At 61.0% G+C, this 18,526-nt stretch carries 16 protein-coding genes; 4 read left to right on the top strand and 12 right to left on the bottom strand.

Annotated elements, in window-relative coordinates:
- Positions 1 to 61: 61 nt before the first annotated feature.
- The 4 genes from cls to QP965_RS06775 all read right to left on the bottom strand — a co-directional run bounded on the left by cls (position 62) and on the right by QP965_RS06775 (position 4,037).
- Positions 62 to 1,525, bottom strand: coding sequence for a cardiolipin synthase (gene cls / locus QP965_RS06790; RefSeq protein ID WP_284768806.1), 1,464 nt, complete (start codon positions 1,523 to 1,525; stop codon positions 62 to 64).
- Entirely contained in the window at positions 1,526 to 2,335 is an 810-nt protein-coding gene (locus tag QP965_RS06785; protein WP_284844481.1) for an exodeoxyribonuclease III, read from the bottom strand. It lies immediately after the preceding gene.
- A gap of 89 nt (positions 2,336 to 2,424) precedes the next feature.
- Positions 2,425 to 3,414 carry an N-acetylglutamate synthase, CG3035 family gene (locus QP965_RS06780; RefSeq protein WP_284844480.1) on the bottom strand — a complete coding sequence of 330 codons (990 nt, stop codon included), beginning with the start codon at positions 3,412 to 3,414 and terminating at the stop codon, positions 2,425 to 2,427.
- Positions 3,414 to 4,037, bottom strand: coding sequence for a peptide deformylase (locus QP965_RS06775; protein ID WP_284844479.1), 624 nt, complete (start codon positions 4,035 to 4,037; stop codon positions 3,414 to 3,416). Before QP965_RS06775 ends, QP965_RS06780 begins: the two co-directional genes overlap by 1 nt.
- Here QP965_RS06775 and QP965_RS06770 point away from each other — a divergent pair.
- The 3 genes from QP965_RS06770 to QP965_RS06760 all read left to right on the top strand — a co-directional run bounded on the left by QP965_RS06770 (position 4,036) and on the right by QP965_RS06760 (position 6,439).
- Positions 4,036 to 4,311 (top strand): DUF3263 domain-containing protein, encoded by a 276-nt coding sequence (locus QP965_RS06770; protein WP_284844478.1) that lies wholly within the window; start codon positions 4,036 to 4,038, stop codon positions 4,309 to 4,311. The genes QP965_RS06775 and QP965_RS06770 overlap by 2 nt on opposite strands.
- Before the next feature lie 23 nt (positions 4,312 to 4,334).
- On the top strand, positions 4,335 to 5,123 hold the full coding sequence (locus QP965_RS06765) for a LytR C-terminal domain-containing protein (RefSeq protein WP_284844477.1): 789 nt from the start codon (positions 4,335 to 4,337) through the stop codon (positions 5,121 to 5,123).
- A 179-nt stretch (positions 5,124 to 5,302) separates the two neighbouring features.
- Positions 5,303 to 6,439 carry a glutamate--cysteine ligase gene (locus QP965_RS06760; protein WP_284844476.1) on the top strand — a complete coding sequence of 379 codons (1,137 nt, stop codon included), beginning with the start codon at positions 5,303 to 5,305 and terminating at the stop codon, positions 6,437 to 6,439.
- Positions 6,440 to 6,463: 24 nt separating this feature from the next.
- On the opposite strand, the gene QP965_RS06755 is transcribed toward QP965_RS06760, so the two are convergent.
- The 8 genes from QP965_RS06755 to QP965_RS06720 all read right to left on the bottom strand — a co-directional run bounded on the left by QP965_RS06755 (position 6,464) and on the right by QP965_RS06720 (position 16,136).
- A complete protein-coding gene (locus QP965_RS06755; RefSeq protein ID WP_284844475.1) occupies positions 6,464 to 7,948 on the bottom strand; it encodes a glycosyltransferase 87 family protein in 1,485 nt (494 codons plus the stop codon).
- Positions 7,949 to 7,963: 15 nt separating this feature from the next.
- Positions 7,964 to 8,344 carry a monovalent cation/H(+) antiporter subunit G gene (locus tag QP965_RS06750; RefSeq protein ID WP_284844474.1) on the bottom strand — a complete coding sequence of 127 codons (381 nt, stop codon included), beginning with the start codon at positions 8,342 to 8,344 and terminating at the stop codon, positions 7,964 to 7,966.
- Entirely contained in the window at positions 8,341 to 8,616 is a 276-nt protein-coding gene (locus QP965_RS06745) for a monovalent cation/H+ antiporter complex subunit F (protein WP_005325614.1), read from the bottom strand. The genes QP965_RS06750 and QP965_RS06745 overlap by 4 nt, the downstream gene beginning before the upstream one ends.
- Entirely contained in the window at positions 8,616 to 9,143 is a 528-nt protein-coding gene (locus tag QP965_RS06740; RefSeq protein ID WP_284844473.1) for a Na+/H+ antiporter subunit E, read from the bottom strand. The genes QP965_RS06745 and QP965_RS06740 overlap by 1 nt, the downstream gene beginning before the upstream one ends.
- The gene (locus QP965_RS06735) at positions 9,136 to 10,962 is read right to left on the bottom strand and encodes a Na+/H+ antiporter subunit D (RefSeq protein ID WP_284844472.1); all 1,827 of its coding nucleotides are present in this window, start codon (positions 10,960 to 10,962) and stop codon (positions 9,136 to 9,138) included. Before QP965_RS06735 ends, QP965_RS06740 begins: the two co-directional genes overlap by 8 nt.
- Complete coding sequence (locus tag QP965_RS06730) at positions 10,955 to 11,455, bottom strand: Na(+)/H(+) antiporter subunit C (RefSeq protein ID WP_284767042.1); 501 nt, start codon at positions 11,453 to 11,455, stop codon at positions 10,955 to 10,957. Before QP965_RS06730 ends, QP965_RS06735 begins: the two co-directional genes overlap by 8 nt.
- Positions 11,456 to 14,437, bottom strand: coding sequence for a Na+/H+ antiporter subunit A (locus QP965_RS06725; protein ID WP_284844471.1), 2,982 nt, complete (start codon positions 14,435 to 14,437; stop codon positions 11,456 to 11,458).
- Positions 14,438 to 14,768: 331 nt separating this feature from the next.
- Positions 14,769 to 16,136 (bottom strand): M20/M25/M40 family metallo-hydrolase, encoded by a 1,368-nt coding sequence (locus QP965_RS06720; protein ID WP_284844470.1) that lies wholly within the window; start codon positions 16,134 to 16,136, stop codon positions 14,769 to 14,771.
- A gap of 228 nt (positions 16,137 to 16,364) precedes the next feature.
- Between QP965_RS06720 and QP965_RS06715 the strand changes: the two genes are divergently transcribed.
- Entirely contained in the window at positions 16,365 to 18,335 is a 1,971-nt protein-coding gene (locus QP965_RS06715; RefSeq protein ID WP_284844469.1) for an OPT family oligopeptide transporter, read from the top strand.
- The last annotated feature ends 191 nt before the right edge of the window (positions 18,336 to 18,526 follow it).

Below are 18,526 nucleotides of genomic sequence, written 5' to 3'. Positions count from 1 at the left end.
CCGGGGCGGTTCTTTGTCTCTGCAGTTATTTCCGCTGCAGCTGCTGCAGCCGGTGCCCGCTTTATTGCAGCGCGGAGGTTAGACGCATGACATTATCCACGTAGCGGCGAATAAATCCGCGCTCATTCCACTCTTCTAGGGTCAGCTCGTGGCATACAGCCCGGTAGTTGGACACCAGTTGGTTGAACTGGTCAATAAGGTCGCCCTTGGCCACCAGCATGGTGGATTCATAATTTAGGCCGAACGAGCGAGGATCCATATTGGAGGAGCCGAACATGCACAGCGGATCGCGGCCCGGATCATCTGGGTCGGTGATGATGAACTTGGAGTGCAGCACAAAGGGGTAGGGGAATTGGTAGATGTGCACGCCCGCCTCTAGTAGGGCCTGGTAGTAGGAGGATTGGGCGTGGTTGACCATAAACTGGTCCGCCTTTGCCGATACATAAAGCTCCACGTCCACGCCGCGGTAGCAGGCGGTGGTCACAGCCTCCAGTAGGGATTCATCCGGGACGAAGTAGGGCGAGCACAGCACCAGACGGTCCTTGGCGTGGTGTACCAAGGAGTTGAACATGCGCAGGTTTGGCTCAGTGGTGTAACCAGGGCCGGAAGGGATTATCTGCAGGTGGTTGGCGTCGGCCGTCTGGGCGTCGTCATATGGCAGCTCATCCAGCGGCAGGTTCTCGTCCGCCTCGAGGTACCAATCCACGGCGAAGACCGCGGACATGGAGGTCACAATCGGGCCGGAAAGCTCCACCATGTAGTCAATCCAGTAGCGGTCCTTGGTCTTGTACTGGCGCTTAATCATATTCAGCGAACCAATAAAGCCGACCTTGCCATCGATGATGACCAGCTTGCGGTGATTGCGCAGGTCCGGGCGGCGGAATCGGCCCTTGTGCAGCTGGATGGGCAGCATGAGATGCCAGTCGACGCCTATCTCCGTAAGCCGCTTGCCCAACTTGAAGTAGCCCTTGTACTTGAAGCTGCCGATCTGATCCAAGAGCAAGCGCACCTTCACGCCGCGGGCGGTAGCCCTGCGCAGCGATTCAAAGAAGACGTCCGTGGTCTCATCCCAAGACTGGATGTAGATCTCGATGGATACGTACTTCTCGGCGCGGTCAATAGCGGCGGCAATGGCGCGAATGGACTCGTCATAATCCGCGTGCAGGCCAAGATTGTGCCCCACTAACGCTGGGAACCCAGTGAGCTCGCGGTTAAGCCGAATAACCGACTCTACTTCCGCCGAAAGGAGGCCCTGCGGATGATCCGGGGTGCGGGCTGTGACGTTTTCAATCTTCTCATTGGCTTCTTGCTGGATGCGGTGGCGACGCCGGTTGATATACGGCGAGCCCATGAGCAAAAACAGCGGCAGGCCGATAAACGGCAGCACCAGAATAGCCAATAGCCACGCGGTGGAACTGGAAGGCCGACGGCCCTCGGGCACGAAACCAACGGCAATGATCTTGATGCCGTAATCAAGGATCAGGAATACGAGCTGCCAGAAGCTGAGATCAAGAGACCAAGACATTTAACGCACGGAATTGAAATCGGGCAGATTGTAATCTGCGAGAAGCGGACAGTGATCGGAGGTTTTATCGCCGGCGCGCTCGACCATGTCTACTTGCGCGCCGGTCACGTGCTGGGCAAGCGGGGCTGAAGCCAACTGGAAGTCGATGCGCATGCCCTCGTTCCTTTGGAAGCGCATGCCCTTGTAATCGAAGTAGGTATAGCGCTGGTCCTCCGTGAACCGGCGGGTAACCTCCTCGAGGCCTGCTTCTTCCAGCATCTGGAATGCGGCGCGCTCTGGCTCGGTGACATGCGTCTTGCCGCGGAATGCCTCAATATCCCACACGTCTTCATCGCGCGGGGCAATATTGAAATCACCGGTCATAAGCAGTTTGGACTGCGCATGATTTTCCGCATAGCGCGCCAAGTGATAGAGAAAGTCCAGCTTGTAGTCATAATGGCGATTCGTGATCTCGCGGCCGTTCGGCACGTAAAGAGACCAGATTTCTACGCCACGGACGTGAGCCCCGAGTGCTCGGGCCTCACGGTCCTGCGGCTTTTCCGGATCCTTGGCAAAGCCCGGCTGGCCCGGAAAGCCGACCAAGACCTCCTCGGGCTCTTCCTTGGACACAATGGCCACGCCGTTCCACTGGTTGAGCCCGTGGCAGGTGACATGTAGGCCCGCGTCCTCGAAGGCCTCGCGTGGAAACTTATCGTCTTTCACCTTAGTTTCCTGCAGGCACAAAACATCGATGTCGTGCTTGGAGATAAGGTCCAGTGCCCGCTGTGTGCGGGTACGAACGGAGTTAATATTCCACGTGGCGATGCGCATGCCACATAGGTTACCTGGGTAGTGAGTCAAGCTCACTACCCAGCCCACAAGGAATTGGCGGGCAGTCCCGATAGAGCGCAGCGCGGGGCTCAGTCCCGCAGGCAGGCGTAGATGCGGCGGTGTTGTTCGATGAAACCGAGCTTCTCCGCCAGTCGCACGCCGGCGATATTCGAGGCCGGCACGGTGAGGTAGGCGTGCTCGGCGCCGTTGTCGCGGCCCCAGTGCAGCAGGTGCTGGAGTGCGAGCGTGCCGCATCCGCGGCGGCGGAAGTCCTCGGCCACTTCGACGGAAGAAAGACCCAGCCACGTGGTGCCATCGCCGGATTCGCTCAGGGTGCCGCGGGCAATGGCGATGGTCTCGCCATCAAGGACTAGGCGGCCAAAGCCGAGCGTTCCCTCGACGTGGGCGTCAAGACTCTGCAACGCCTCGGCAGGAAGGGCCTCGGTGTGGGATTGATACATCGCCAGCCACTCGTCGTCGGGCTGGGCGGTGAGGTGGAAGGTGGGGGAGGAAGAGGGGGCGTCGGCAAGCGAGGGCAGATCCCGCAGGACCATGGCGAGGATCTCTGGCTCGGCCTCCCAGGCGGGGTCGGCAAGCAGGCGCTCGGCCGGCTTGCCAATGCGCTCCGGGACTAGCAGGCGCACCGGAAGGTCGTGGCGGGCGTAGAAGGCCTTAATCTCCTCCAGTGGAACTGGCGTAAAACCGGCCGAAGGCCCCACGGGCACGGCCGAGTTGGAGTGGCCGGAAACCCCGTCGCTCGCGCGCAACAGCCAGGAACCGTCGCTGGTCCAGGCGTGGTCTGTGCCGGGGAAAGCCGCGGCCGCGGCAACCTCGACGGCGCGGATATCGGAATTGCGGACCATACGCGGAGAGAGCCGCTTGATGATCTTCAGCTGCTCTGGCGGGATCTCCACCGCATCTAAGTCGGAAGGGTAGCCGCCGACCTCCTGCGGGCGAATGACCAGCGGATTGAGGCTGAGCACATGACCAATGACATCGCTATGCACGCCGCCGAAGTCGCGCCGGGCCACCACGCGCTCGCCTACCTGGACGGCATCGGAGCGGAAAATGCGTGACATTAGTCGTCGTGGCCGAAGGGATCGGCGTCCTCACCCGGTACCCAGGAATAGCCTGGCTCAGTCCAACCATTGCGCTTGATGGCTTTTTTGGCCTGGCGCTTATAGCGGCCGATGAGGGTATCGGTGTAGAGGAAGCCATCGAGGTGGCCAGTCTCGTGCTGCAGGCAGCGGGCGAAAAAGCCATAGCCCTCGATGGAAATGTCATTACCGTTCTCGTCCTTGCCGGTCACGCGCGCCCAGTCGGCGCGGCCGGTGGGAAAGCCCTCGCCCGGCACGGAGAGGCAGCCCTCGTCATCGGAGCCGTCGTCGGCAGGCATGGTCTCCGGAATCTCGGAGGTCTCCAGCACGGGGTTAATAACGCAGCCCTTGCGCATGCCCGCCTCCTCGGACGGCAGCTCGGTGCCATTGGGGCCGTCCGTATCGGGGCAGTGGTAGACAAAGAGGCGCTTGCCAATTCCTACCTGGTTAGCGGCCAAACCTACGCCATGGGCGGCGTCCATGGTTTCATACATGTCTGCAATGAGCTGCTGCATTTCCGGGGTGGAAATCTCGGATTCTTCCACCGGCTGGGTGGGTTCATGAAGCACGGTCTCGCCGTGGATAACGATGGGGCGAATAGTCATGCCTTACAGTTTAGGCATGAACCCCTTGTCTGACCTAGACGCCGCCATTTTGGACTTCGAGGAAACCGCGCCGCGCAGCATCGGCCGCAAGGAAGAGGCCATCCGCGCGCAGCTGGACATCTCCCCGGTGCGCTACCACCAGCGCCTTAACCTGCTTCTCGACGCCCCCGCGGCCGCCCAATCACACCCCCTCCTGGTTGCACGGCTGCGCCGGCTGCGCGAAGAACGGGAAAACACGCGGCGCGCCGCGCGGGGAAATACCCCAGATAGTTAATCCTGAGTACTAGTGTTGCGTATGTGACTAATGTGAATCCGGAAAATTCGACCGACAAGGTATCCGACGAAACCCGCGCCGGCTCTGCTGCCGGTGCGTCCGCTTCCCGTGCAGCTAAGCGCCCCGCTGGTGGTGGCGCGCACGCTAAAAAGGGCGGCCTCCCGCTGCGCGGCCTGGCGATGGTCCTCATCGCCGTGGCCGTCATGCTCGGACTCTGGGCTTTGTACTCCATGACCTCGGGAGACGATGACTCCACCGTTGCCTCCGAGAGCAAGCAGGAAAACTCCACCGGTTCCACCATCGGTGCCGCGCCCGAAGGATCTGCCGGCCCCGACGCCGCAGGCTCCCGTGCTCCTGGCGCTTCCGAAGATGCTAGCGCCCCTGCCCCCGCACCGGCGCCCGCACCAGGTGAAGGCGACTCGGCCGCTTCCGGCGCTGCCGATGAGCGAGCCGCGGCCGAGAGAGGTGCCGCCGCAGGCGAGGAAAACGCCCATTCCGCCGCGCGCGACCGCAACGATATTAAGGTCAGCGTCCTCAATAACTCTGGCGAGGTAGATAAGGCCAAGAAGGAAGCCGATTCTCTCAAGGGTGGCGGCTTCAAGGTTGGCTACGTGGGCAACCTGCCTGGCGATGTCCTCACCGTCCCAAAGACCACCGTCTTCTTCCCCGAGGGTGACGCCTCTGCTGAGGCACTGGCCAAGGAGGTAGCCGCTCGCTACCAGGCCGATATCGCCCCGATGAATCGCGACCTGCCTAAGGAAGCAACCGATGACGGCGCTGTCGTCGTCGCCCTGGCGGTTCCGCAGGCCTAAGCAAGCCGCGCAACTAACTTAAAGTCCAAGGCCCTTCGACCGAAGAGAAACACCATTGTTCTTCGGCCGAATGCCTTGGACTTTTGTGATCTGAACTTTTCCGCGCCCGCAGGTCCGCCGGTGCGAACAGGTTAAATAAAATTCCCGCCTTAATACCTGTCACCCGTTAAGCTGAATGGGTGAAGATCCCGGCAGAACAATTCGCCCGCTCTCCCGAACCAACGCTCGGCGTGGAATGGGAGGTGGCGCTCGTGGACCGCGATACGCGCGACCTTGTCCCGCGCGGCGCGGAACTCATTGACCTCGCCACTGCAGCCCACCCCGAGATTCATCTGGAAAAGGAATTTCTCCAGAACACGGTGGAGCTGGTCACCGGCATCTGCCATACCGTGCCGGAAGCCATCGCTGATCTGAACACTTCCCTGAAAGCAGTGGAAGAAGCAGCCGACAAGCTGGGCATAGACGTCTGGGCCTCTGGCGGCCACCCGTTTACGGACTTCCGCGAGAACCCGCTTTCGGATAAGCCCAGCTATCAAGAAATCATCGCGCGCACCCAGTACTGGGGCAAGCAGATGCTGCTATGGGGCACGCACGTGCACGTAGGCGTTAGCCACGAGGACCGCGTATGGCCCATCATCAATGCGCTAATGACCAAGTACCCCCACCTGCTAGCCATTTCTGCGTGCTCGCCTGGGTGGGAGGGCCTAGATACTGGCTATGCCTCCAACCGCACCATGCTGTATCAACAGCTGCCCACCGCAGGCATGCCGTACCAATTCCGCGACTGGGCCGAGTGGCAGTCCTATATGCGCGACCAAGCCATTTCCGGCGTTATCAATCACACCGGTTCCATGCACTTTGATATTCGGCCGGCGGCCAAGTGGGGCACGGTGGAGGTGCGCGTCTCTGATGCGACGTCCAACCTGCGCGAGCTCTCCGCCATCGTGGCGCTCACTCACTGCTTGGTGGTCTATTACGACCAGCTTATCGACGCCGCGGAGCCCCTCCCCATCCTGCAGCCCTGGCACGTAGCAGAAAATAAATGGCGCGGTGCCCGCTACGGCATGGACGCGCTAGTGATTACCTCCCGCGAGACCGATGAGGCATGGGTCAAAGACGAGCTAGCAGAGATGGTGGACGAGCTTACCCCCATCGCGCGCGAGCTTGGATGCGTCAACGAGCTCAAACTCATCCACGAAATTATCAATGGCGGTGCCGGCTATGAGCGGCAGCGCCGCCTCTTCAAAGAATCCGGCAGCTGGCGCGAGGTGGTCGAGGAGACCTGCCGCGAGCTGCACACCTTCCGCCCGCTCTAAAGTAGCGAGCAGGCTGGCTCGGGGCTAGTCCTCTGGGCGTGAGTGGCGACCGTAGGCCGGGGTATCGGGGATATCGGTGATGTCCTGGGCCGCCGGGAACGCGCGCGTTTCCGGCCCTACCGCGGGCATTTCTGCCGTTTCATCGCTGACGGGTTGCGCTGCCCGTGAATGCCCCTGGCCCCCACGGCTCGTAGCTGCGGTATTAAACGAGCGCGCCGGGCGTGCCCCGGCCTCCGCGCCAGCGGGCTGCGCGCCAGCGTGCTGCGCAGGCAGATGGTGGCGGCCCGGGGCGGGCGCTTCCTCTTCCGGCTGGGTGCCAGGGATAAAACCCCACACCGCGTAGAAGGCGATAAAGAGGACACCGGCGCCGGTGAAAGCCAACATTCCCCACGGCTGCAGATCCCAGTGGTTGAGCGAGCGGCTAGCCGCAGACAGCCACACGGGTGCGGAGATGAACGGCATGGTCACCGCGCACATAGCGAGCACCGACACGAGTCCAGCGAACTGCGCGCCGAGGAAACCGTGCAGGCGCTTGCCCAGACCCTGGTTGACGGCAACCAGCACGACGACGGCCAGCGGCACCGTCCACACCCAGTGGTGGTACCAAGAAAAGGGGGAGACCAAGCAGGAACTGATGCCGGCAAGCGCGAGTGCGGCGGAATGATTGCGGTGCTTCATCGCGGTGCGCAGCGCCAGGCAAGTCAGCACGAAAACCACGGCCACCGCGGCAAGCCAGATCCAGCCGCCATCAATGCCCCACGCGCGGACCATCACGGAGCGGATCGACTGCGCACCTGGGTTGGTGTGCTCGCCCACGCGGGAGGACTTAAAGATAGCGTCGGTCCAGAAATCGGCGGCATCGGGAATGGTTACGAAACCAATGGCAACAGTCACTGCGAAGGTAAGGATGGCGATGATCGCTTGCCACCAGCGCTTCTGGAAGAGCAGGACTAGCCCCATATAGGCTGGGGTGAGCTTCATACCCGCGGCCAAACCAATTCCGATGCCCGGCAAAGCGCGCTTGCGCGGGAGGATGTCTAAGGCCACCAGCAGCATCAAAAAGATGTTGATCTGGCCAAAGAACAAGGTGCCGTGCACCGGCTCATTCGCCGGGGTGCAGCACACCAGCAGGATGCCCAGCAGCCAGATTGCCGGGGAAAGCTTGAGCCCGCGCTCGCGCAGGACCAGCATTATGACCGTAAACAGGGCAAGGGCGGTGCCGCCTTGCCAGAGGAGGATCAAGGGGGCGTCGGCAAGCGAGGAAAGCCACGTGAAAAGGGTGCCGGAAAAGGGCGGATAGGTAAAAGGCAGGTTGCCGATATAGGCGTTATCGTAGAGGTCCGCGCCTTGGGCCACCTCGCCGCCGGCGAGCCAATAAATCTTCAGATCCAAGGGAACGCGCCACACAAAGGCGCTATTGCCGTCGAAGATGCTGAAGCGGTAGACGATGACGCCGATGAGAGCGGCGAGCAAAGTCACCATAGTGGGAAGCCCATAAAGCTTTTTCACGGTGAAAAGCGTCTCCTACTTGCGGCGCAGCGACTTCGCGGCGGGTCGGTCGTTGCGGGACATGGATTCCTCGGTGCCGTACAGACCCTCACGGCGTGCAATACGCGAGGTGCGCTGCGCGGTTACCGGGCTAGTGAACATGGCAAACAGTACCAGCAAAACGAGTATTCCTAAATCCCCGCGCTCGGCAACGCTGAAGGATTCCGCGCCGGTGATGCGAATGATGGCGCCGAGGATGGTGAGGATAAGCCCTGTGGTTTGCGGCTTGCTTACCGCGTGTACACGAGACATCGTGTCCTTGAACCGAGCGATGCCGATGGCTGCGGCCAAGGTGAGAAGGCTGCCGCCAATGATAAGGATGAGCGAGAGCACATCTGCGATGAAAGACCAGCTCATTGGCTATCCCTCTTCCTAAACCTGGTGACGGACACGGTGGAGATGAATCCCAGCAGCGCAATGACCAGCATGGCCGAGACCACCGTGGTATTGAGCGACCAGCACATATAGGTAGCCAACGCGCACTGGAACATCGCGGTAAAGCCGTCCATGCCCACCAAGCGGTCCAACGAATTGGGGCCGGTGACAATGCGCCAGACGGTGATGAGGAAGGAGACCACCAGCAGCGCGGCGGCCACCAGCAAAATCGCGTTATAGATCTGCGGATCCATTAGGGGTGGCTCCTTTCAAAAATGTCGATGAATGAGGCTTCAAGGTGGGCCACGGCACCGATTTCGCGCTGAATCTGGGCCTCATCGCGGGCATCCAAGATATGGACGGTGATCATGCGGTTGGCAATATCGATATCGGTCACCGTGCCGCCTGGCTGCAGGTTATACAGCGTTACGGCTAAGGAAAGCACGAACTCATTATCCAAGCGCATGGGCAGCTCCAAGATGGCAGTCTTGGGCACCGGCTGCGGGCGCACGGCCAGCCAGCCCACCTTGAGCGAGGCGTAGAACAATTCCCAGAACCAGCGGATCATGAACGCAATGAGCTTTCCCCAAGAGACGTCGATGCCGGCGATAGGCATGGCCGGCAGCGGCAGGGCGAAGACAATGACGACGCCGATGATAAGCCCGGCCACCACGTTGCCCACGGTGACCTCGCCCATGAGCATGCACCACATGATGGTCAGCCAGACGATGAACCACGGGCGGAAGCGGTGGCGCAGGCCGGAAAAGCGTGCGTTAGTCATCGCTAATATCCTTCCTCTTAGCGGCGTCTGGTGTCTTTACAGTGCCGGAGTGGGAATCGCGGCCGCCGGCTTCTGGGTCGGTGCGGGCATCTAGTCCTGGCTGGGCGGGCGGCTCCGCATCCTGGGAGGGATGCCGGCGATTTTCATAGGAATCCGCTCCGCCGGTGTAGCGCTCTTTCTGGTTGAGGTGGCGGGTGGGGTCATCCGCGCGGTCGCCCAAGACCGCGTATTGATAGATGGACGTGTCCTGCGCGGATTCGGCAGCGCGTGAGGTCACGCCGGACATTGGGCCGGCCAGAAAGGTAATGGAGGTAGACGCGGCCACCAGCAGAGTAGTAGAGGCGATCATGCCAAAAGGCACCCTGCCCACATCCTGGCGGGAGGAAAACTCGACCTCATCGGTGATATCGGAAAGCGGGGCCGGGCGGGCGAGCGCCACGTTACCTTCCGGAGCATCGGCGCGGTCGCGTTGGAAGCCTTTAGCCCATACCAGCATCATGACGTAGAGAGTCAGCAGCGAGGTGACCACGGCACCGACGATGAGTACCCACGCCATCCAGGAACCCTCATTCGCACCGGCTTGCAGCAAAATGATCTTGCCCAAGAAACCGGAGAACGGCGGGATGCCGCCCAGATTAATGGCTGGAATGAAGTACAAAATTCCGATAAGCGGGGCCGAGTACATCAGCGAACCCAAGCGGCGCAGCGACGAGGTGCCGGCCTGGCGCTCAACGAGTCCGACCACGAGGAATAGCGCAGTCTGGACCAGAATGTGGTGTACGGCGTAGAAGATGGCGCCGGAAAGCCCCTGGGCGGTACCGAGCGAGACGCCGAAGATCATGTAGCCAATGTGGCTGACCAGGGTAAAGGACAAAAGGCGTTTAATATCGGACTGCGCAATCGCGCCTAGGATGCCTACCAACATTGTGGCTAGGGCAACCCACATGAGCACGGTATCGAGCCCACCGGCAGTAAAGACGGAGGAGCGGGCGCGGATGATGGCGTAGACACCCACCTTGGTCAACAGGCCGGCGAAGACGGCCGTGACAAGCGATGGCGCCGTGGGATACGAGTCCGGCAGCCAGGCGTCTAGTGGGACCACTGCTGCCTTAATGCCAAAGGCGACGAGCAGCGTGGCAAAGATCGCGGTGCGGGTGCCTTCCGGAATGTCCTGCATCCTCTGGCCAACCTGCGCCATATTCACGGTGCCCACAGACGAATACACAAAGCCCAGCGCGAGCAAGAAAATCATCGACGAGGCCATGGACACCATCACGTAGCCCACACCAGCGCGCACGCGGCCAGCCGAGGCACCCAAGGTTAAAAGCACATAGGATGCCACGAGGAAGACCTCGAAGCCCACGTAAAGGTTGAAGAGATCGCCGGCCAAGAAGGAAATGTTTACGCCCATGGTCAGCAGCATGTAGGTGGGCAAGAAGACTGCCACCGGCTCGTCCTTGGTGCCATCGCGTACGCCCTGGGAGATGGCGTACCAAATGACAGAAAAGAGCACCACGGAAGAGGTAAAAAGCATCACCGCAGAGAGGCGATCCGCCACAAGCGTGATGCCCACTGGGGCGTCCCAGCCACCCACCTGCAGTGTTTGGATGCCCTCAAAATCCGCAATGAGGATCAACATGGCGTTGACTATCGCCGTTATAAGCAGCGAGAAAAATACGATTTGACGCTGCGCATTGGGCACGCGGGAAAAGATCAAGGCGAGCGCTGCGGCTACCGCCGGGATGATAATGGGCAGGGGGATGAGGTAGCCGATGTAGGGAAAGAGGGCATCGACAAGCGGTTGCATGGTCTCACTCATCGCGGGCCCCCTTTACAGGCTCCTCAAAGGACTCTGGACCGAAGTTATCGCCTTCCTTGGTTGCCCTGCCCGTAGTGGGATCGTTGGAGGCATCGTGATCCGGACTTGCGGCCGCATTGCCGGGGCGTGCAGCCTTGGCGGCAATGGCGGTATCCTCCGCGTCATCCTCAATGACATCGTCCGTGCGGTAGCGGTACTGGCGGTAGGCCAAGGTCAGTATGAAGGCTGTTAGAGCCATGGAAATGACGATGGCGGTAAGGATCATTGCCTGGGCGAGGGGGTCTGCAATCTCGGCACCATACGGTTCCGATTCGCGGCCATCGATGGGCGGGGAACCGGCCGAGCCGCCTGCCTGGAGCAAGAAAAGGTTGGCGCCATTGCCCAAAAGCAATAGGCCCAGCAGCATCTTGGTCATGGCGCGGTCTAGCAGCAGGTAGATGCCCGCGGCTACAAGCACGCCGGCGGCGAGCAGGAGGAAGAGGTTGGCTTCCATTTACTTCTCCTTTCCTGTCGTAGCGGCTGTGCTTGCCGTGGTGGCTTGTTTCTTTTCCTTGCGTTGCGCCCGTTGCGCCTTTTGCTTGGCGGTGCGTTGGCGTTGCTGTCGGGCCAGCGAGCGGGCGCGGTCGCGGGCGCGCTGCTTACGCATATCCTCTTCCTCATCTAGCTTCGCGCCCAAGGAACTGAGTATGTAGAGCGTAAGGCCGATGACAATGAGGTAGACGCCCGCATCAAAGACCAACGCTGAAGGCAGCGATACCGCGCCGATGAGCGGGATCTCTGGTGAGGTATACCCGCTGGTTAGCGGCGGGTGGCCAAAGAACATTGGGGCCACCACGGCCACCGCGGATAGGAAGAGTCCGGTACCCATGGTGCGGCCGGCGTCGATAGGCAGGGTTTCATCCAGCTCTGCACGCCCGCCAGCCAGGTAGCGCAGGATAAGAGCCAGCGCGGCGACGAGGCCACCGGCGAAGCCGCCGCCCGGCGCATTATGGCCCGCGAAGAAGAAATAGAAGGAAATCGCGACCATAGACGGGAAGAGCACGCGGGTAGAGACATCGATCATCAGCGAGCGGTTGAGCGCTTGCTCTGATTCCACGCCGGCCGCCAGCCAGCGCCGCCCAGTAACTTGCAGGGTGGGGCGGCGGCTCGCGCGGGCGAAGGACTGGGTGCGATAAATCAGAGAGGCCACGCCCAGCGCAGCGATGATAATGACGGTGATCTCGCCAAAGGTATCCCATGCGCGCAGGTCCACCAGCAAGACATTGACGGTATTGGCGCCGTGGCCAATCTCCTTGGCCAGATCCGGCATGAACTCAGAGATGGGCTTGGACTGGCGCGCGTTGATGGCAAACATCGCCACCACGGTTACCGTCAGGCCCGTGCCCACCGAAAGCCACGCGCGTAGGCGCCCCATTTTGGGATCCTGCTTCCACTCGGTGGAGGCCGGCATGCGGCGCAGCACCAGCATGAAAAGTACCATCACGATGGTCTCTGTCAGCAGCTGGGTAAGCGCCAGATCCGGAGCGCCATGCAGCGCAAAGATGAAGGAAAGCGTATAGCCGGTTACGCCAACGATAATGACGGCGGACAAGCGATTATCGGTTACCGTAGCGGCCACAGCGGCCACCATGATGATGAAGGCGGCCACTACCTGCCAAGGATTTTCCGCCACGATCATGCGGATATCGGTGAGGTCACCTTTAATGAGCATGGTTAGCGGTAGCAGCATCAACGTGGCAAAGATGACCGTCAAGTTCAGCTGCAGGGAACCGCGTTGCGTGGTTGCCGTCGTGCGCAGCGAGAGCTTGCGCAGATGAGCGATGACCGAATCATAGGCATCATCCGCATTGCCCAGAGCGGGGTAGGAGAATTGCCATTTTTCTAGCACCTGCCGTTGCCAGTGCAGGATGATACCGGCAACGATGATGAGCGCCGAGAGGCCCAGTGCCACGTTAAAGCCATGCCACAATGCCAGTTCGCTATGTGGCTTGGGGTCGAAGGTGGAATTGAGGTGTTGGTCAAAGGCTGCCGAGAGTGGCTTGGGGAATACGCCGAGCGCCACGGTCAAGGCGGTGAGCACGGCGGGGGAGAGCCAAAGCCCGATGCTGACGGGATGCATCTTGGCGACGGCCTCTGCTGGCTCCGCGCCATTAATCTCCTTCTTTGTGGCGAAGGCGCCCCACAGAAAGCGCAGTGTATAGGCCATGGTGAGGATGGAACCGATGACGTAGGCAACCAGCATCATATTGCGCGGCATGCCTGTTAGAAGCTCCTCATGCATGGTGGCCTCCAGCACTGCCTCCTTGGCCACGAAGCCAAAAAGGGGCGGCACGCCGGCCATGGAAAAACCAGAGATGATCGCAATGCCGAAGAGGAACGGCTCCTTGCGGCCCAAGCCGGAAAGCTTGGTGATGTCCCTCGTGCCCGAGCAGTGGTCGATAGTGCCGACGACCATAAAGAGTGCCGCCTTAAATAGCGAGTGCGCAAAGGTCAGCGCGAGACCAGCCTGCATGGCCTCGCGCGAGCCCACGGCCGCGATGGAGGTGATAAAACCCAGTTGGGAGACGGTGCCATAGGCCAATACCAGTTTGAGGTCGCGCTGCTTGAGCGCCATCCATCCGCCCAGAAGCATGGTAAATACGCCAAGGGAAATGACCACCACATGCCAAGTGGCGACCTCATACATTGAGGGGGCCAAGCGCGCGACCAAGTAGATTCCGGCCTTTACCATCGCTGCTGAGTGCAGGTAGGCCGAGACCGGCGTCGGTGCCGCCATGGCTCCGGGCAGCCAGAAGTGTGCCGGTACGATAGCGGACTTGGTGAGCGCGCCGACCAAGATGAGCACGATAGCTACCGTCACGTAGGGCGTCTGCGCAAAGTCTTCGTAGTCCGCGATTTCGCTAAAAGTCCACGCCCCAGTCTGCCGTCCGAGCAAGATGATGCCCATGAGCATGGATAGCCCGCCTAGCGCGGTGACCATGAGCGCTTGCTGTGCGGCTCGGCGGGATGAGGCACGCTCCGCGTAGTAGCTGACCAAGAGATAGGACAGCACGGAGGTGATTTCCCAAAACACATACATCAGCAGGAAGCTATCCGCGGCCACCAGCCCAAACATGGCGGTGGCAAAGCCCACCATTTGCGCGGCGAACATCGCTAAGCGCCGCCGCGTGCCATCGAAATAGCCCCAGCAATACACCAGTACCAGTGCGCCCATGCCCAAGATGATCAGGCTAAAAAGGGCGCCCAAACCGTCCAGATGCAGGTCAAAACTTAGGTTCGCGGACGGCATCCAAGCCACGGTGTAGTCCACACCACCGCCGTCCTTGAACGTTCCGCGCAGAAAATGCGCGAGTGTCCATACGAACCCAGCGGCGGGAACCAGCGCCAGAATGCCAAAAGCCGGGCGCCCTATCCGCATGATGAGTAGCGGTGCGGCCACGGTTGCGGCGATGAGAGCACCCAGAAGTAATAGCACGTTGGTTTCTGCGCTCCTTATGGTTGTGTCAAGTTCTCTTGCCCCGCTGCCGCGAATACCACAAACGCCACAACTGCTGAGAGGCGAGAACATTCACATGCCGCGCGCCGCTGAGTACGCTGCGGCGGCACGATGCAAGCAACATGGCCGGGCGCGGGGCCAACTTTTTGCCACTTTACCGGTTTTTCTACGGCTTCGAAAGGATTATTTTTATGGGCTGTATTATATGGTGCCATTTCGCGGCAGAAAGAAACCCCGCACCCAAGGTGCGGGGTAAGCCGCGCTAACCGCGGCGGCAGGCAGGTCCCAGGCTGGACCTGGGGTTTCAGTCTTAGGCGTAGCGCTGCAAGAAGAGCGCTTCTGCGGCAGCGATGTTTTCGATCTCGGTGGGATCGACGGACTCATTGGCCGAGTGGATGGTGCACTTTGGCTCCTCCACGCCGTAGAGAGCGATCTCCGCCTTGGGGTGAGCCTCTTGCAGCTCGGTGGTCAGCGGGATGGAACCGCCCATGCCCTGTGCGGCGGTGTCCGTGCCGTAGGACTCGGAAAGGCACTCGCCCAGTAGCGCAGCGGCGGGCTTTTCTGGATCGGTGGCAAAACCGGCATTGGCCTCAAGTACTTCGGCCTTAACGTGGGCGCCCCATGGGGTGTGGGCGCGGAGGTGATCACAGACGGCGTCGGCAATCGCGGCGGCATCGGCACCGGCCGGAACGCGCAGGTTGAGCTGCGCGGAAGCGGTGGCGGGCACGGCGTTGACGGCTTCTGCCACCGGGGTGGAGGTAAAGCCAGTCACGGTAATAGCCGGGCGGGACCAAACCATGTTGGCCACCGGGGTGGCGCCGGCCGGGTCGTCTTCGCCCATGATCTTGGCGCCTTCCAGCAGCTGCGCATCGGCGCGGAAGGCCTCGGCCGGGTACTCCTGGCCGGACCACTCGGCGGTGGTATCCACGCCGTCGATAACGGTGCGGCCGTACTCATCGGACAGGGAGTCAATGGCGCGCATCAGCGCCTTGGCGGCATCCGGTGCCGCGCCGCCAAACTGGCCGGAGTGCACGGCGGAGGCCAAGGTGTCGACCTGCACGCCAATCTGCGCGCCGCCGCGCAGGGACGTAGTCAAGGTCGGCTGGCCCACAGCGGCGTTGCCCGCATCGGCGATGAGGATGGCGTCGGCAGCAAAAAGCTCCGGGCGATCCTTGATGAGCTGGGATAGGCCCTCGCCGCCGCGCTCCTCGGAGCCCTCGATGAGGTACTTCAGGTTCACCTTGGTACCACCGTTATTGTCCACCGCGCGCAGGGCGGCCAAGTGCATGGCCACATTGCCCTTACAGTCGGCGGCGCCGCGGCCGTACCAGCGGGTGGAGCCATCGGCGGCCTCGCGCTCGGTAAGGGTGAACGGATCGGATTCCCAAGCCTCGCGGTTGCCGGCCGGCACCACGTCATAGTGGGAGTACAGCAGCACCGTCTTGGCGCCTTCATCGCCCTTGCGCTCACCCAAGATGGCGGTGGAGCCATCGGCTGTGGTGATGGTTTCCACGCTCACTCCAGCCTCTTCCAGTGCGGATTTAACCCACTGGCTTGCGCCCTTGGTCTGGTCCTCCAAACCTTCCTCGTCGTGGACGGAGTTAAAGGCCACGAGCTCGCTGAGCTGGCGGAAAATGGTCTCGCGATCGTTGCGAATGCTTTCATTAAGTGCAGTCATGGTCTCTACGGTACCCGCCCGCCCCAAGCTATAGAGCAACCGGAATAGGAAAACGCTGGGGTGATGAACTAAAATTTATTCATTCCACCCTGTGCGGATTCTGTCCGTTCGGATACAAACCGGGGTTAAAACCGGAGTGAAACGGGCGAAAACGGGCGTTGCTGGCTGTAGCCTGCTACGCGGGGTGAGACAAGAAACTTTCATAGCCGAGAATAGAAAGGACCTGGCATGGCGAACGCATCATCCGCCGCAGGTTCCAAGGCCTCCCTGCCCGAGCTGACTCTGCGCGGCATTATCATCGGTGGCCTGATTACCCTCATCTTCACCGCTGCCAATGTGTACTTAGGCCTGAAGGTGGGCTTGACCTTTGCTACCTCCATCCCGGCCGCCGTGATTTCTATGGCGGTGCTGCGCCGGTTCAAGGGCCACAACATTAAAGAAAACAACATTGTGCAGACCATTGCCTCTGCTGCGGGCACCCTGTCTGCCATCATCTTCGTCCTCCCGGGCCTGGTGATGGTGGGGTACTGGCAGGGCTTTGGCTTCCTGCAGACTGCCGGCGTGTGCATCATCGGCGGCGTGCTGGGCGTGATGTATTCCATCCCGCTGCGCCGCGCTTTGGTCACCGGCTCCGATCTGCCCTACCCGGAGGGCGTGGCCGCGGCCGAGGTCCTCAAGGTGGGCGATGAAAGTGCTTCCGGCACCAGCCACGAAGAAAATGCCAAGGGTTTGCGCGTCATCGTCGCCGGCGGTATCACCTCGGCCGTCATGGCGCTGCTGACCGCAATGAAGGCCGCCGCCTCCGAGGTCACCGCTTATTTCAAGCTCGGCGCCGGCGCGACCACCCTGGGCACTAGCCTGTCTACCGCGCTTATCGGCGTGGGCCACTTGGTGGGCCTGCCGGTAGGCATTGCCATGCTGGTTGGCGTGGTGATTTCCTACTTCATTTTGCTGCCCATTTTCACCACCGGCGATATTACGGGCGCCACCGCGCTTGCCGACGTCGTCGATACCACCTTCTCCGATGACATCCGCTTCATCGGCGTAGGCACCATGGCCATTGCCGCCATGTGGACCCTGCTGAAGATTGCCGCTCCCATTGCAGTGGGCATCCGCCAGTCGCTGGCCTCCTCGCGCGCCCGCAAGTCCGGCTCCGTCGTCGATGTCACCGAGCGCGATATTCCTTTCCCTTATGTCGCCACCACCATCGTGGCGTTCATGGTGCCTATCGCGTTGCTGTTGTGGGACTTTGTGCGCGGTACTGATATTCACGACCACATGGCCGTGCTCATTACCGTCTCCGTCCTCTTTACTCTGCTGGTGGGCCTGATTATCGCCTCCGTGTGTGGCTACATGGCCGGCCTGATTGGTGCGTCTAACTCGCCAATTTCCTCCATTGGCATCATCGCCGTGCTCGCTGCCTCGCTGCTCATCGCGGCCGTCACCCGCGGCACCACTGCGGATCCTTTGTCTTTGGTGGCCTACACGCTCTTCACCGCGGCCATCGTTTTTGGCATTGCCACCATTTCCAATGACAATCTGCAGGACCTCAAGACCGGTCAGCTCATCGGTGCTACTCCGTGGAAGCAGCAGGTAGCGCTCATTATCGGCGTGGTCTTCGGCTCTCTCGTTATTCCGCCGATTCTGCAGGTCATGCTCAATGGCTTCGGCTTCCAAGGTATGGAAGGCGCCGGCGAAGACGCCTTGGCCGCCCCGCAGGCCGCCCTGATGTCCTCCGTTGCCTCCGGCATCTTCGATAGCTCGTTGGATTGGAACCTCATCTTCATCGGTATGGCCATTGGCGCTGTCCTCATTATTATTGACGAGCTCCTGCGCAAGTTCACCGATAAGTACTCGCTGTCCCCGCTAGCTGCCGGCATGGGCATGTACCTACCGGCCGCCCTGACCATCGTCATCCCCATCGGTGCCATCTTGGGCACCTTCTATGACAAGTGGGCCGCGAAGCAATCCCACCCGGAGTTTGCCAAGCGTATGGGTACCCTCCTGGCCACCGGCCTCATCGTGGGTGAGTCCCTGTTCGGCGTGGTCAACGCCGGTATTATCGCCGCCGCGGGCGGCGAGAGCCCACTGGAAATCTTTGAGGGTGGCGCCTCCGCCACCGTGGTGGGCGTGATCCTCTTTATTATCGCGCTAACGTTCATCTACCGCTGGACCAAGCGCACGGTGAAGAGCTCCTAGTCTCTGAACCATTCCTTATATAATGGCGTCCCTTCGCGGGGCGCCATTTTTTCTTGCAGTCGCGGTGGGAGAGTGCCAGAATGGTCGTTAGCACTCGCACAGTATGAGTGCTAGATAAATCTACATCGTTGTGGTTGAGGTTGGTTCACACTCACCAGCCATGCCGTCGCGGGCGTCCGCAGCGAGAAAGA

The sequence above is a fragment of the Corynebacterium sp. MSK074 genome (assembly GCF_030229735.1).
Taxonomy (GTDB): domain Bacteria; phylum Actinomycetota; class Actinomycetes; order Mycobacteriales; family Mycobacteriaceae; genus Corynebacterium.
Note: the sequence above shows the minus strand (reverse complement) of the source record. Positions and strands in the feature narration are given on the sequence as shown.